Raw genomic sequence first — 14761 nt, forward strand, 5'->3', positions numbered from 1 at the left:
TATGACTATTAAAGGCTGGGCTATTTTCGGTATCGTCACCGCATGCGTAATTGTATTTACTGCTGTGGCGTTTCTCTTTGTGAACGAAAATATGGCTCGCAGTAAAAAGCGGATTTTTACAAGTCTGGGAGTAGTTTTGGTCGCCGGGTCGCTCATTATAGGTGCGTTTGCTGGCTTGCATTGGTATTATACTGAAACGGCTGAGGGTCGCAGAGCAGTTATCGACCAGCAGAGTAATATCAACAATGGGCTTGAACGAACCATCAATATTCTCAATGCGGATGGGGAAGTCATCCGCACCTATACAGGCGTTATTGATATTGAGGGAAACGACGGCGGGTATGTAGTCTTTGATTACAACGGAAGGCGTTACACCTACTATAACTGCTACCTGGAGTCGATTGCAGATATCGAATGAGCAAAAACTTTGGTGCATTCCTCCTCAGCCTTCAGGCGGGGGGAGAGAGCGCCAGAAAAATGAAAGGACATACGCTATGGAAAAAGTAAAGCCTTGTACGGCTCAGTACGACCGCACGGTTTACAGTTCGTTTCGCACCAGGGATATTTTGACCCGGGGTTTTGATGAAATCCAAATCCTGCTTCGATATCTGTATATGAACGAAGACCATGCCATCATTTTCGATAACGGCCTCTGTAAACTTGAAATCAAAATGACGCCCAGTATGGATTTAACGGCGCGTAATCTGAATTTTCCCGATTTCCCCGCGACTCATCGGCCGATTGAACTGCCGGAACTTTTGGGAATCATCGAGCAGCTGGAAGAAACTCCGGCGGTCGAATACCCCGACAGTTTCGCGAATCGTTGGGAAGAAGTGAAAACCATCTGTGCAAGCACGATGGTCCAGAACTATATCAAAAAATAACGGAGGAAACAGCTATGAATATCCATGAACTGCGTAAGAAAATCAAAGAATATGCCGATGCGTACTACAACGAAGACGCTCCGCTCGTTACCGATGAGGAGTATGATGCTCTGATGCACGAACTGCGCCGTCTGGAAGCTGAAAATCCGGAAGCGGTCGCTCCTGACAGCCCCACACAGGTTGTGGGCGGTAAACGGGTACTTGGTATCCCGGTCGAACACAAGGTCCCCATGCTGTCTCTGCTGGATGTTTTCTCGGATAAGGAGGTAAAAGACTTCCTAAATGACGTCTGGGCAAGTTTCCCGGATGCTGCGTTCTCTGTGGAGCGGAAAATCGACGGTTTGAGCTTGTCCCTCGTATATGAGGATGGCGTACTCATTCAGGCGAGTACGCGCGGCGATGGGCATATGGGCGAAGATGTGACCGAAAATGTCCTTGCTTTAAACAGTGTGCCGAAACGAATCGAAACGGATGTTCACCATCTGGAACTGCGTGGCGAGTGCTTCATGTCCGAGGCCGATTTTGAGCGCACTAATGAGGAGCAGCTGGCTGCCGGAAAGAAGTTGTTCGCCAATCCCCGCAACTGCGCGGCCGGCACTCTGCGCCAATCTGACCCTATGCTTGCTGCCAAACGCAATTTGCAGGTTATCATTTTCAATGTACAGGATTCAGATGCTGATGCCGGTCATACCATGGACATGAATGGTTCTCACTGGTTTCAGATGGACTATTTGAAACAGCGTGGCTTCGTAACAGCAAATGCTTTCTGGGCTCACGAGGAACGTGAGGTGTTGGCCGGAATCGAGTACATTGGAAACGGTCGAGCCGATTTGGGCTATCCCATTGACGGTGCTGTTGTGAAGGTGGATAGCTTGCGTCAGCGTCGCGAGCTGGGAGAACGCACTAAGAGTCCCAAATGGGCTATTGCGTTCAAATATCCTGCCGAAGAAAAATCGACAGTCCTGCGGAATATCGCTTTGCAGACTGGCCGAACTGGCCGTATCACGCCGGTGGCCGAGTTTGACCCGGTGCGCCTTGCAGGCACAACGGTCGTTCGAGCAACACTTCACAATCAGGCATTTATCGACTCTTTGGACGTACGTATCGGCGACACGATTGTCGTTCACAAGAGCGGCGATATCATCCCGAAAATCACTATGGTTGAAAAGGAGAAACGTCCGGCTAAAACGGTCCCGTTCCGTATTAAATTCTGTCCTGTCTGCGGTGCCCCGGTGGAACGCCGGATGCAGAAAGACGGGGAAAGCGTAGACCTGTATTGCTCCAATGCAGAGTGTCCCGCCAAGGTTGTGAACCGTATCATCCATTTTGCATCCCGCGAATGCATGGACATCAAAGGCCTTGGGCCGTCTATCATTGAGGCTCTGTGCGCTGAAACTGAAGAAGGGGAATACAGGGAAGTCCTGATGGACGATTTCCACCCCGGCTGGTTCCAGGGCGAATATACCGCCAAGCAGCGAGCGAATGCCGCACGGATTTTCGAGCGATATCTGGATACGACCGTTTATCTGTTGTGCAGTGATTTTGATGGCAAGGTTGATTATCTCAGTGGCGTCAAGGTCTCTGAAACTGATATTCGGGATATGCAGAAAACGGGCCTGCTCTGTGTGAAGGAAGGGAACGGCAATGTTCGTGAAATCCCCATTGAAAGCGTTGTCCGAATCGACACGACCCGGACGGCGGTGCGTACACCGGCCGACCTGTATTATCTGTCCCGGTGGGAATTGGTATGTGCCTGCGGTGACAGCGAGAAAATCGCGAATACTCTGATGGCTGCTTTGGAAAAATCCAAAGGCAAGCCGGCTGAGCGCCTCCTAAAAGGACTTGGCTGGGAAAATGTTGGCGGCCATGTGGCTCGTATCCTTCTGGAAGCCTATGGAAGTCTTGAGGAGCTGTTCCGTGCCCGCCGGGCCTATGAAGAAATTTCCCAATTAGATGGCATTGGCCCTGGCATTGCACAGGATATCGCGAATATGCTGAATGATGAGGGAATGCGCCAGGAGATTCGGCGGCTGGGCAGTGCTGGTTTGCGCATGGACCACGAAACGATTCAGGTGCAAGATGCGAAACTGACCGGAAAAACTTTTGTTATCACTGGCACACTTCCGGGGATGTCCCGGGATGAGGCAAAGTCTTTCATCGAGAAAAATGGTGGTAAGGTCTCCAGCAGCGTAAGCAAAAAGACGAACTATCTGTTGGCCGGTGAAGCCGCTGGCAGCAAGTTGGAGAAAGCCATTTCGCTGGGAATCACGGTGATTTCCGAGGAAGACCTTCGCAGAATGATTGGCTGATGCCAAAGATGGGGAGGATAAGTGGGCTTTTCCAACTTCAGCGTGGTTTGGGACTTTAATGAACCCGAAAAATGTGTAGTATCAATTACAGGAAACTAATTTTCAGGAGGTGAGCAAAATGACCGCATACAAAGCGTTTAAGTTTCGTCTGTATCCAACCAAAGAACAGGCAAAACAAATCAACAGAACGCTTGGCTGCTGCCGGTATGTGTACAACCACATGCTGGAGCGCAGAATCAAGGCATACAAACGCCGGCAGGAGAGTTTCAGCTATATCAAAATGCAGAATCTGCTCCCTCGAATGAAGGAGTACCTGCAATGGCTTGCCGAAGTGGATAGCCAGGCACTCAAGTACGCCTGCCGCTGTTTGGACGATGCCTACAAAGGTTTTTTCAAAAACGGTCGTGGTTTCCCGCAATTCAAAAGCAAGCATAATCATAACCAGAGCTATACGACGACCAATGCAAAAAGCATCCATGTTTCCGACAAGGCTATCAAGCTGCCCTGCCTGGGCTGGGTGCCATACCGCAAGAGCCGTGATATCGAAGGCGAGATTTGCAATGCTACGATTCGCCGTTCGGCGAGTGGAAAGTATTTCGTATCCATCCTCTGCAAAATTGAGGTCGAACCCAGACCCGTCATCGACACGGTAATTGGTTTGGATGTTGGCCTCAAGTCCTTTGCGGTTGACAGCAACGGATGCGAATATCCGAATCCCAAGTATCTGCGGAAGGTGGAAGCCAAACTCCGGCGCGAGCAACGCAGGCTGTCCCGTAAGCAGAAAGGTTCTGCAAACAGGGAAAAGCAACGCATCAAGGTCGTTCGCCGCCATGAAGCTGTGGCGAACTGCCGCAGCGATATGCTTCACAAGTTGTCTACCAAACTGGTGAATGAGAACCAAATCATCTGCGTGGAAGACCTCAATGTGAAGGGGATGCTTCGTAACCACTATTTGGCGAAAAGTATTTCAGATGCTGCTTGGAGCGAATTCTTCCGGCAGCTGGAGTACAAATCCGCATGGGCCGGCAGAGTTGTGGTGAAGATACCGACTTTCTTTCCCAGCAGCCAGACCTGTGGAAATTGTGGCTATCAAAACAAAGAGGTAAAAAACCTCAGCGTAAGGTGTTGGACCTGCCCTGCGTGCGGCTGCACGCATGACAGGGACATCAATGCCGCAAACAATATTTTAAAGAAAGGAATGGGTTTGCTGGCTACGCCAGCTGCTTCATAACCACGGATATGCGGTACGGCCAGGGTGGTCGGAACCTAACGTCTGTGGAGAGCACGGCCTCTGCTATTACTGCGGTGATGGTAAGTTGGCTCGATGAAGCAGAAATCCAATTTTGGCAACAATCACGCTGAAGTTGGAATACCCGAATTCAGATGTTTATGTTATCGAATGGAGCCCATACGATGGCTTTGCTTGCGAATATGAAGTGAGTGAGGAGGAGCTGAAAAAGCTCCTCCAAGGTAATTAAATCTTATAGAATGAGCTGCGGATTATGCTCGGGGACGCTCTGGCTCGATTCTTTTTGCACATCGCTTGTTTTTGGCAAGCGATAAAAACAAGCGATTGAAACCAAGGCTAACGCTTGCCCCGAAAAGTAGCATATAATACATTTATCAAAGAATAGAACGCGGATACTGTGTCACGGAAGTGATGCGGTATCCGCGTTTTTTTCTTTGTTTACATACATAATTTCGAAAAAACATGAGGAAAGGTACAGGTGTTTTATGGATTTTGAAACTTTGAAAAACGATTTTTTGCTCGCAGATGGAGCGTCTGCGAAAATTCGCTTTGCCACAAAAAATTGGGTCATCTGGGCAACCTTGTTCACGCTGACCGAGGATGTCGCTGTCGTCTACTATGTCGATGCCTCCAAGAACCGCGATGATGTACAGAAGTACGGATTCTCGTTTGAGGAAAAGGCAGATTTGGCGGCATTTGTCAATCGGAAGACCGGCCGAATTATCCTGCCGAACTATCACTTCCGAAACATTTTGGATGGTGTGCCCGAAGAAGTTGAAACCGATTTTACGACGCTGACCCGTGAGGCCGCTCGGAAAATCCTGGAAACCGCAGAAAAAATGGTTGAAGCGGACCCGATTCCGCCGCTGTCTCTCAGCTACGCGAATAGTGTGGAGCGCGAGGCCCAGTACCGCTATATTGATGGCGGGCGTCGGAAAGAAGCGCAGTTCGATGAGCTGTGTTCCGAGATGCCGGCTGACATCTTGCTCGATTGCTTTTGCGAGGCGCCGGGCTGGGAAGAGAAGGCTGCTGCCGAATGGCTGGCCGCTCCGGTTCGGTATTCGGAACGCACCAATCGCGATGACATGTTGTGGAAGAAGTCCTATGAAATCGCGGTCAATTCGCGTATTAAAAGCTACGAGATGGACGAGAACTGCGTGGAACATATCCGCAAGGATGTGATGGATGCTATTCGCAAAATGAATGCGAAGAATGTCAGCGTTGAGTTTCTGTGTGCAGATGGCTCTGTGTCGAATACCAAAATCGAAGGCAGGGCTTTTTCAAGCTACGATTCCGGCGCTTCTGTAAGCATGCTTTCGCTCTGGCGTATTTCGCCGGAGTCTGAGCGGCGCTGGGTAGCCCAGGCCGTAGGCAATGAGCACAGCGATATGCCGTTCAGTTCGATTCTGAGAATTTCCTATAAGGGAAAAACCCTTTGGAAAAAGAAATAAACCCAGGAGGGTTGACGATGAAAAATACCATCATGGAATATCTTTACCGGGACGGTAGCAACTATAAAATATGGACCCGGGTCGTTCTGGAGGGAGAAATCTCTCAGGAGCAAAAAGATACCATCCGGGATTGCCTGGATTGTAACGATAACTTTATCCCCAGCCAGGTCGGCCTACCCGAACGTCGTTTCGAAAATGTGAACGAGGATGATGGTCCTTGGTTCGAGCTGTATCCTGACACCGCATTCACCGAGACCGACGAAGAAGCCGATGGTTTGACCGTCGATGAGTTGGTGGCTCGCTTTAAGGAATGCAAAGGTTCTTGGGATGCCACTTGGCCGCAGGAGGAATGAGTTATGGAAAAGCTGATTTGGGGTGAATATCAGTTCACCGTCGTGGATTTTGTGCCTCTCGGATATGAAGTCTGGAACGTTCGGGGATTCGTTGAAGGCTATCTGCCTCTCTGCCGAATCGCTGCACGCCAGCCTTTCCCGGGTGGCCGCAACATCGAAACCGACACGCTCAAGGCGATAAAGGCTGAGGGCGCTGAGGAGATTCTGGCGGCAGCCGGATACGGGTTCAACACTCTTCAGAAGATGGAGCAGTGTCTGAAACGGCACAAGAATCCGAAACCGGGTACGGGAGCTTATCTGGATTGCAAAAAAGTCCGGGCCGCGATTCCGTATGCGCGGAAACTCAAGTGGAGCTGATTGGGGCTCAATAAAATATCGTTATCGGAACAGAATGCAAGTCGTGCGCTGAGTGATGTGCGGCTTGCATTCTGTTTTTCCGTTTACATAGACAATCTTGGGAGGAAGAAATGCAGATAATCACGAAAAAGTTTTTGGACCAGTTCAATGTGGCCGTGGGAGCAGAAATTGTTCTTTACGATGTCGCCGGCCGGAAAATTTATTTTTTCCACAAAGGCCCGGACGACTATCGTCTCAAGATGGTTCGAGGCAAACGACGGCTTCCCATTAAGGTCCGTAAATCAGATTTTCGGGTTCGGCTCAACGCCGACGGCAGCTTGACTTTCGGAGACGAAATTAAGGAGCTGCAAACCTGAATAATAAATTAGCCCGCTTTATGGGCAGGAGGGTACAAGTATGTATCAAAAGTATTCAATGTATCGTAACGACGAAACGGTTTTTTCTCCATACGTTCTTAAAAAACTCTGTGCAGAGGCAAAGGCAAACGCCGATGCCGGGATGCTTACGCTTTTTGGCGCAATGAGCGAAGACGCCGTGCCTGTGGCTTTTACGGCCGATGTCCACCTGATGCGTCGAGCAAAAGAACGCCTTGGCACGAGCTATGCCGAAATTGTGATGGCAGATGTCATTCGCGCCGCAGAACACAGTGAAACGCTTGGTCAAGCGATTCTGGATGCGATGGATGACGCTGGCGACAACGGAAAAAAGTTCAATATACTGGCGATTTGGATTGAGGAACAGGACCTTTTTGCCTATCTTTTCTGCTATGAGTCGCGAGTGCATATCACTACTGTATTGAGTTTTAAGCGCGTGTACTTTGTAAATCCATATGTGGTTTTTCTCCGTGTTTTGAAATGCGGAAAGACCTTGAGTGGGTATGGGGAGTCTGGGCGTTTTGCTCCGTCAGCAATGCGGAAATTTAAAAATGCCATGGTCTAACCGAGTTCTATTTGGCAACCTGGGCCGGCAACAATCGTTGCCGGCTTTTTATGCATTTGGAGAAGCCCTCTATTTATGTGCAAATTTGCTTTTTGTTGTAAAATATGGTATAATTGAGGTAATATGAAAGGCGGTCAAAATTATGGAGAACGCAAAGAAAAAATATTATGCAGTGCGGATTGGCCGCAAACCGGGTATCTATGATACTTGGGATGAGTGCAACGATAATGTCTACGGATATTCTGGCGCAGTTTATAAGAGCTTTTTCTCGTTGGAAGAAGCCCGCGCTTTTCTGAATCCTGCGCAAAAGAAAAATGCAAAGAAGCATCATTGTGTGGTCGAGGCGTATGTTGACGGCAGCTATGTTGATGGCCGAGCAGGTTGGGGATACCTCCTTCTGCGTAATGGCTTTGGCCTTGTAAAAGGCTACGGCCCCTGCACAAAAGCACGTGACATTCGTAACATTGGCGGAGAAATCGAGAGTGCAGAACGTGCAGTGATGAAAGCGGTCGAGTATGGCGCCGACCTTGTTCGTATCTATCATGACTACGAAGGCATTGGGCGTTGGGGCAACCGTGAATGGTCCCGAAACAAACCCGATACGAAAGCATACGCCGACTTTATCGCCGAGATGCGCAAAAAAATTGATATCGAATTCGTGAAAGTTAAAGGACATACCGGTGTTGTCTTCAACGAGATGGCCGACCGACTGGCCGCCAAGGGCGTAACTGCCACGGAAGTGGTGGAACAGCTGCTGGATGCTTGGAAAGACACATTCCCTGACGACGATGAGGAGGAAGCTGAAATGGAAGATATGGAAAGCAAAATGGTCGAAGAAGTGGCTGAGAGCGGCGAAGAATTTAAGGATGTCCTTCCGGAAGGACCCGAAAACGCAAATACTCCTGCGCCCGGTCCCGAGGATGCGGATAAGAGTAGCGAGGAGATTTCCGCTGAGCCGGCTCCGGCAGCCTTGGTTCCCAAGTGCGCTCCCTGCAAATACTCCAGCCTGGCAGAGTTCATCAAGACCTGGCGTAAGGCACAGGGCCTCACTCAGTATGAAATGGGCGTCCGGCTTAACGCGAACTGCATGAAAAGCTATGAGCGTGGCGAGCAAGTCGCGGTTTCCGCCGAAAAACTGCGTGAAATCTACAACGCTATGGCACCGGATGACCTGAGCTTTGCTCAGTTCGTGCTGTTGTGGGCGGATGCGCTTCCTGCAGCCGTCCCTGAAGAAAAGCCGGATGTTTTTTCGCCCAATCCGAGCGATGCATCCACTCCGGAATGTTTTGTTCCCGAAGAGGACAATCCGTATCCTCTGTGTGTCGGGGGAAAAGAAAAATGCAAGGACTGCTGTGTGTATGCACACTACGAAGAGCACCATGACCCTTACGCGACTCCGGCGCTTACCTCGGAAGAGGACGCGCACGGCAATTTGACTGAGGGCGAGGAGCCGGATGCGTCTGTTGATGATTGGGATGCTTGGTGCTCCCAAAACGCCGATATGCTCTATGAGCTGGAGTTTTCCGCAGAGAACGGCGAAATCACTGAGGATATCCTGAAGGACGCCTGTGAGGCGAATGGTCTGGCTCTGCCGGCGGATGCAGGTAAGTGCCTTGCTGCTGTGAAAGACTTTTTGTCCGATTAACCAATACGCGGCCCCCGTTTATCGGGGCCGTACTTATATAAGGAGAAGAGCATGGAAATCAAATGGGTGAAACGCGGGAATGCGAAGACTTTGGAAGATGCAATAACTGCCCGCTCTGGGATGTCTGCTCAGGAGCTGAAAACTCCTGCGGACTCTTGTCCCGAAGATATCGAGAATATGGTTGAGGCAGCCATCCGAATAAAGGAGGCCATCGACAATAAAGAAATCATCAATGTGTTTGGCGATTATGACGCAGACGGTGTGTGCTCGGTAGCAATCCTATATTTGATGTTCGACTACTTTGGTGTGCATCCTGTGACCCGGTTGCCGAAGCGCATGAGTGAAGGGTATGGCCTGTCTGTGGACGCGGTAAACGCTATGACCGACGATGGCCTGCTTATCACGGTTGATAACGGAATTTCTGCACATGAGGCAATCCAACGGGCGAAAGGAAAGAATATGACGGTCATCGTTTTGGACCATCACTTGCCTTCCGAAACACTGCCTTGTGCGGACTACATTGTGAATCCGCATGTACATCCGGAGCAGAACGGATTTGAGGACTTCTGCGGTGGTGGGCTGGCATATAAGCTGGCTCAGGCGCTGATTCCGGAATCCGAAATCGAGCTGCTGCGGAAGCTGGCGGCTATCGCGGCCATCGCAACCGTAGGTGATGTGATGCCGCTCACCGGAGCGAACCGGGTTATCGTTCGTGACGGTTTGAATGCAATGAACGAGCGCTTTGTGACCAGCGGCCTGAAATCCCTGATGGATGTCTGCGGGTTCACGGTGGTGGACGAGGACAGCCTCGCATTCAAACTCGTTCCTGTACTGAATGCGGCCGGTCGGCTGCATGATGATGGGGCTCGGCTTTCGAGCGGATGTCTCGCACAGGATAAGAAGGATATGACGGCACTGGCTGAGCGGTTGGTAAAAATCAACGAAGAGCGAAAGGCTCTGGTAAACTCAACCTATCAGTCTATTGCGGAACAAGTCGGCGAATATCCCGAGGCGCCGATTGTGGTGTATTCTCCCGATGTTCCGGGCGGTATTGCCGGAATCATCGCTGGTCGAATCGCAGAAAGCTATCATATGCCTGCATTCGTGTTTGCAGGAGATGGACCCGAAATCCATGGGTCCGGCCGGAACGGCGGTACTGTTCATTTGCAAGAATTGGTGTCTAAGGCGGCTGACCTGCTCGTAACCTTTGGCGGCCATGAAGGCGCAGTGGGCATTACGATTCTCGCGGACAATCTTGATGCATTCCGCAAGCGGCTGCACGAAGAAATCGGTCAAATGGAATTCTCTGCTCAGGACAAACTGGTCTATGATGTGGAGATTACACCTGAAGAAGTCATCAAAACGATTTGCAACATGAAAGCATACGCTCCTTTTGGAGCACACAATCCCAAGCCGGTATTCCTGCTGAAGAATGTTTCTCTGATTCCCCGTTACGGAATGCACATGAAGTATATGGGTAAGAATGGGGAGCATGTGAAGCTCAACGCAAAAGGTTACTCTCTGGTTGGTTTTGGCTTGTCTGAGAGATACCGGGAGATTGGTGAGCCTGCTCGGGTGGATGTCATTGGGTGTCTGGGAATGAACGAGAGTGTCTACGGGTCTTTCCCTCAAGTAGAAATCATTGATATGCGCCCCGCTGGGCAGAACTAAGTATTCGCGCCCTGTCTGGCTTTTTGCCAGACGGGGCTTTTTAGGTGTTGGGGAAACTCAAGTTGAATTTTATTTCGCAGCTTATGTTTTCGGCTGCTGCTGACGAAGCGCCGCAGCCTTTTCCAAACCTGGATGGTTAAAGTAGTAGTGTCACTAACATTATCCCCGAAAAGTTCGTAGAATATAAGCAAATAATGTATTCTCAAAACATACTAAATCCAAACGGAGGACAAAACATGAAAAATAAAATCCGCCTCGAAGGTAAATACGCTATTCTGCGTAACGACGCCATCACTCCGGTTCCCTTCGAAGGCATTATCTATAAAAATGTTGAGGCCGCTTATCAGGCTCAGAAGTGTCCTGAGCGCGCCCACGAGTTCGAGGACCTTATGCCCTATGACGCCATTGAGCTGGGCCGGACTGTCGAGCTGCGCCCCGACTGGGACGAGGTCAAAGATATCCTGCTCCAGCATATCGTGACGACCAAAGTGCTGTGCAATGAGGCTGTGCGCAAAGTTCTGCTGGAATCTGGTGATGCCGATTTTGACGCCGGCCGTCTGGGTATTCTGCTGAAACTGCTGCGCGAGGATATGATGAGCGTTGCGGCGGCATGTGAAGACGACTCTGATGAGTGTGATGAGATGGACTGTGAGAACTGCCCGGCGGCAGACGAGTGTCCGTTTGCCGCTTTCGATGATGAAGAAGATGAATACAGCGGCGAAGATTGCGAGAATTGTCCGGTAGCGGATAAATGTCCCTTGGCGGGTTCCAGCTACAATCCGGATGAGCGTAATAACGACATCTTTCGCAGCGTCGGCTTAATTCTCGAAGTAGATGCCGACAACGTAGAGCCTCTGGCGATTGAGCTGGATGATATCCAGAAGCAAATTGTCCTGAATGCGTTGCAGATTTCTGCCCACGTTAGTGGGCTGGCAGTGCGTGTACCCAGTGGCAAGCTCCGGCTCGATTGGGCAATGGCTCACGACCTGCTGGACGACTGTGCGGACAAAGCAAAAGAGTAAAGGAGAGGTTGTCATGGCTACCAGAACCAAACAGAAAACCGCAATTCACATCGAGATGCCCGGCGCCACTGTGTTGCTGAGCGACCTGGAAAAGCGGGTCAGTAAGGCCCACGGGGTTTCCGAGGCATACCTGAATACCACGGAAGCCAAAGTCTACTGCGTGATGGAGAACGGTCTCAATAAGGTCATCGACCTCAAAAGCGGGGCAGAGACTGAGACCTGCTGAATTCTTGGTATACCGGGGCGTATCCCCGTATACAATATAGGCCCCTGAGCTCGCTGAGAGCGGACAAAGCGTCGGGGTGATGGCCGGAGCTTTTCGAAGCAGGATGCGTGACAAAGTCGTGCCGCTGCGGGTTCATCGCCGCAGTTAGTATGAGAGAGCGCGTAGTAGCCAGTAGGGACCAGCTGCCATGCCGGGGCGTTGTGGCAGAGGAAGATGCCGTCGAGGAAGGCTTGGGCTTTCTGAGGCGAAAAGTTCGTCGCGGAGGTAAGCGCTTGCCAAAGCGAAGAACCGCGTGGGTGTGAAACCCGCGCCAACAAACCGACATGAGAAAGTCCGCTCGGCTTATCCAAGCGGACTTTCTTTTTTGCAAATTGCCAGAGAAAGGAGCTGAAGGCGCATTCTTCCCGTGATAAAAGTCGCGGGTCTCCTGCGCCATATTTATGGTACTTTTGGAAAATTGTCAATATGACCGATTCAGGATGTTGGAACATCTGTATCGAATTTGGCAAAAGCCAGAGTTTCAATACCATAGCATACGCGGATTATCTTCGGAGGACCCTTGGGAAAGTAATGGGTATTGTATTCCTTTTGGGATGGAGGAGATTCCATTCCGGCTTCTGTTCGGCGACGCGGAAATCTCAGCGCTGGAAATCCAGGGAGAGGAAATTCTACTTCGTGCCGAATTACCGTCAGGAAGAATTTTCGCATCCTGCGATATGCAGCATGGTGTCGAAACTGCATTGGCACTGCGGGCAGAAATAGCAACATACCCTGTGCAGGTTGCTCCATTGCGGCCTTCTCTGCGGATAAGGCAACCTGGTGTACGATTGGGTCTGTGGGACCCGCTCCATGAATTGTCTATTCAGGCGTTGAGGCTCTCTGACCCCAAAGAGGGTATCATGGTGGCCGTTGAGGATGCAATAACATTTTCCAGATGTGTCCAGCCGGTGCCTGAGAATTGTTCCGGAATGTTTTATTCGTTTTGCGCGAGAACACAGAGTTTCATGTTCTACGATACATTTAGTGATGAATTACTCTGCCTCGACCCCGTTAAGCATTGATGCCGGCCGAAGGCTGGAAACGCCCCGAAAAGTCCGTATACTAAAGAGTGTACAAAAGTCGAATGCAAATCACGTGGTAACGAAAGTGACCCGGATTTGCATTTTTTGCAGATAGATGCAAGGGAGTCTGGTTGAAGATGCGAAATACGCAGCAAATAGTTAAAAAGTATTTATACAATTCTATGCCCTCGTATGCAGACCATTCCGTCCGCGTCGCAGAGTATATGTTGAGAATGCAGGAAATTCTCGTTGGGAACGGTGATTTGCGATTTAAAGCATGGCAGCCAGATGTTTTGTGGCTTGCTGGCGCATTTCACGATATCGGCAAAATCTTTGTTCCCCGGGAACTGCTTGAAAAGAATGTTGCGCTGACCGAGGATGAATGGGCTCAGATGCGAGCGCATACCACACTCAGCGCAGGGTTTCTTCACAAGAAAGTTCGGGATGTATCAGAATCGTCTCAGTACGATGAAGCACTTGAAGCCTGCATCCATACCGCTATGTTTCATCATGAGCGCATGGATGGTTCAGGATACCCCAATGGGGCCTCCGGTGAAGACATCCCGTTGATTGCCCGGTTATGCGCTGTGTCGGACGTGTATGACGCACTTACGGCAGACCGTCCATATCGGAAAGCTGTCTCTGTTGAATGTGCGGCTCAGAAACTCCTGGAACAGGCAGGGATTACCCTCGATGCCTCCATTGTGGAGCCTGTGTTTGGGAACGAAGCGAATCTTGCGAGACTGAGCGTGGCATAAACTTGTGTCAGCAGAAAAATCAAAATAAATGGGCTCATGCCCAGAAAGGAGAGAGCGGCGCCTGCCGGCTTGTAAAAGCTGTGTAGACGCCGCATTTTTTTATGAAAAAATATGTGCCCATCGAAAAAATGCAGAAAAAAGCGAAGAAAGCGCTTGCTCAGAAACAGCGCGGGTCATGGCTCGGTGTCAATCCGACAACGCGGGTCATCCGGTCAAAGAAAAGAGAGAAAATGATGCGGGCGGTTGAACGAGACGCCCGGCGGGAAGGAGACTAAACCATGAAATTCTATCACGGAACTTCGGCGGAAGCCGCTGAGAAAATTCTCGTTGACGGTTTCGGCTGCAATGAGGAAACAGTCTGGAATTGTTCAGACAATGGCAGTACATATTTTTGGGCGCATGCAGTGGACCGTATAGAGGGGGAAGGAGTCTCCCGAGCTTTTGAATCTGGCCTTGTTACTGCTGCTATGCGTGGCTCATTGGACAAACGGGTCATTGTTTTCGAACTCGACATCCCGGACGAATTCGTGGGGAACTGGGTTTTGGAAGACCATTCATGCGAGGGGATGGCCGGCGCATGGGTTGTAAGCAGCAACTGGCTGAATGCCAGGCTCAATGAGAGCGCCGTAACTTTGCGTGTGTTCGTTCGGGAAATTTATCGCCCGGATTTCCGCTGGTTTTATCTGACCGGTGCGGCGGAAGAGCTGCTCAACCTTACAGACGAGGAAGCCGCTTCGCTACATCTGGCAAAGCGACTATCCAACGATGGAATCCTGTGCAGTGAGCTGTTCGAGGAAACTCGCCTGAATGCTAACTGCGCCTAACAAAAAGCATAA

The 14761-nt window shown here is 50.4% G+C and carries 16 protein-coding genes; all 16 read left to right on the forward strand.

What is annotated here, in order from left to right; all coding sequences use genetic code 11:
• Window position 1 precedes the first annotated feature (1 nt).
• The 16 genes from ACKTS9_RS01335 to ACKTS9_RS01410 all read left to right on the forward strand — a co-directional run bounded on the left by ACKTS9_RS01335 (window position 2) and on the right by ACKTS9_RS01410 (window position 14749).
• Window positions 2-418, forward strand: coding sequence for a hypothetical protein (locus ACKTS9_RS01335; RefSeq protein WP_087293788.1), 417 nt, complete (start codon window positions 2-4; stop codon window positions 416-418).
• Between the two features lie 76 nt (window positions 419-494).
• The gene (locus tag ACKTS9_RS01340) at window positions 495-884 is read left to right on the forward strand and encodes a hypothetical protein (protein ID WP_407878516.1); all 390 of its coding nucleotides are present in this window, start codon (window positions 495-497) and stop codon (window positions 882-884) included.
• A gap of 14 nt (window positions 885-898) precedes the next feature.
• A complete protein-coding gene (gene ligA, locus ACKTS9_RS01345; protein ID WP_407878518.1) occupies window positions 899-3193 on the forward strand; it encodes an NAD-dependent DNA ligase LigA in 2295 nt (764 codons plus the stop codon).
• A 118-nt stretch (window positions 3194-3311) separates the two neighbouring features.
• On the forward strand, window positions 3312-4424 hold the full coding sequence (gene tnpB / locus ACKTS9_RS01350) for an IS200/IS605 family element RNA-guided endonuclease TnpB (protein WP_407878521.1): 1113 nt from the start codon (window positions 3312-3314) through the stop codon (window positions 4422-4424).
• A gap of 503 nt (window positions 4425-4927) precedes the next feature.
• Window positions 4928-5893, forward strand: a complete 966-nt coding sequence (locus ACKTS9_RS01355) for a hypothetical protein (RefSeq protein ID WP_407878523.1) — start codon at window positions 4928-4930, stop codon at window positions 5891-5893.
• Window positions 5894-5910: 17 nt separating this feature from the next.
• The gene (locus tag ACKTS9_RS01360; RefSeq protein WP_407878526.1) at window positions 5911-6246 is read left to right on the forward strand and encodes a hypothetical protein; all 336 of its coding nucleotides are present in this window, start codon (window positions 5911-5913) and stop codon (window positions 6244-6246) included.
• A 3-nt stretch (window positions 6247-6249) separates the two neighbouring features.
• On the forward strand, window positions 6250-6603 hold the full coding sequence (locus ACKTS9_RS01365) for a hypothetical protein (protein WP_407878527.1): 354 nt from the start codon (window positions 6250-6252) through the stop codon (window positions 6601-6603).
• Between the two features lie 110 nt (window positions 6604-6713).
• The gene (locus tag ACKTS9_RS01370) at window positions 6714-6959 is read left to right on the forward strand and encodes a hypothetical protein (RefSeq protein WP_087293798.1); all 246 of its coding nucleotides are present in this window, start codon (window positions 6714-6716) and stop codon (window positions 6957-6959) included.
• A gap of 40 nt (window positions 6960-6999) precedes the next feature.
• The gene (locus ACKTS9_RS01375; protein WP_205456592.1) at window positions 7000-7542 is read left to right on the forward strand and encodes a hypothetical protein; all 543 of its coding nucleotides are present in this window, start codon (window positions 7000-7002) and stop codon (window positions 7540-7542) included.
• A 142-nt stretch (window positions 7543-7684) separates the two neighbouring features.
• A complete protein-coding gene (locus ACKTS9_RS01380; RefSeq protein ID WP_407878530.1) occupies window positions 7685-9187 on the forward strand; it encodes a viroplasmin family protein in 1503 nt (500 codons plus the stop codon).
• A gap of 51 nt (window positions 9188-9238) precedes the next feature.
• The gene (recJ, locus tag ACKTS9_RS01385) at window positions 9239-10858 is read left to right on the forward strand and encodes a single-stranded-DNA-specific exonuclease RecJ (protein ID WP_407878532.1); all 1620 of its coding nucleotides are present in this window, start codon (window positions 9239-9241) and stop codon (window positions 10856-10858) included.
• Between the two features lie 236 nt (window positions 10859-11094).
• Window positions 11095-11880: an NADAR family protein gene (locus ACKTS9_RS01390; protein WP_407878534.1), complete on the forward strand. Its 786-nt coding sequence runs from the start codon at window positions 11095-11097 to the stop codon at window positions 11878-11880.
• Window positions 11881-11893: 13 nt separating this feature from the next.
• Entirely contained in the window at window positions 11894-12106 is a 213-nt protein-coding gene (locus tag ACKTS9_RS01395) for a hypothetical protein (protein WP_087293808.1), read from the forward strand.
• 479 nt (window positions 12107-12585) lie between these two features.
• Entirely contained in the window at window positions 12586-13167 is a 582-nt protein-coding gene (locus ACKTS9_RS01400; RefSeq protein WP_143259755.1) for a hypothetical protein, read from the forward strand.
• 137 nt (window positions 13168-13304) lie between these two features.
• Entirely contained in the window at window positions 13305-13925 is a 621-nt protein-coding gene (locus ACKTS9_RS01405) for an HD-GYP domain-containing protein (RefSeq protein WP_087293810.1), read from the forward strand.
• 278 nt (window positions 13926-14203) lie between these two features.
• The gene (locus tag ACKTS9_RS01410; protein ID WP_087293812.1) at window positions 14204-14749 is read left to right on the forward strand and encodes a hypothetical protein; all 546 of its coding nucleotides are present in this window, start codon (window positions 14204-14206) and stop codon (window positions 14747-14749) included.
• Window positions 14750-14761 lie beyond the last annotated feature (12 nt).

It is taken from the genome of Owariibacterium komagatae, from assembly GCF_045865535.1.
In the GTDB taxonomy this organism is placed as follows: Bacteria; Bacillota; Clostridia; order Oscillospirales; family Ruminococcaceae; genus Ruthenibacterium; species Ruthenibacterium komagatae.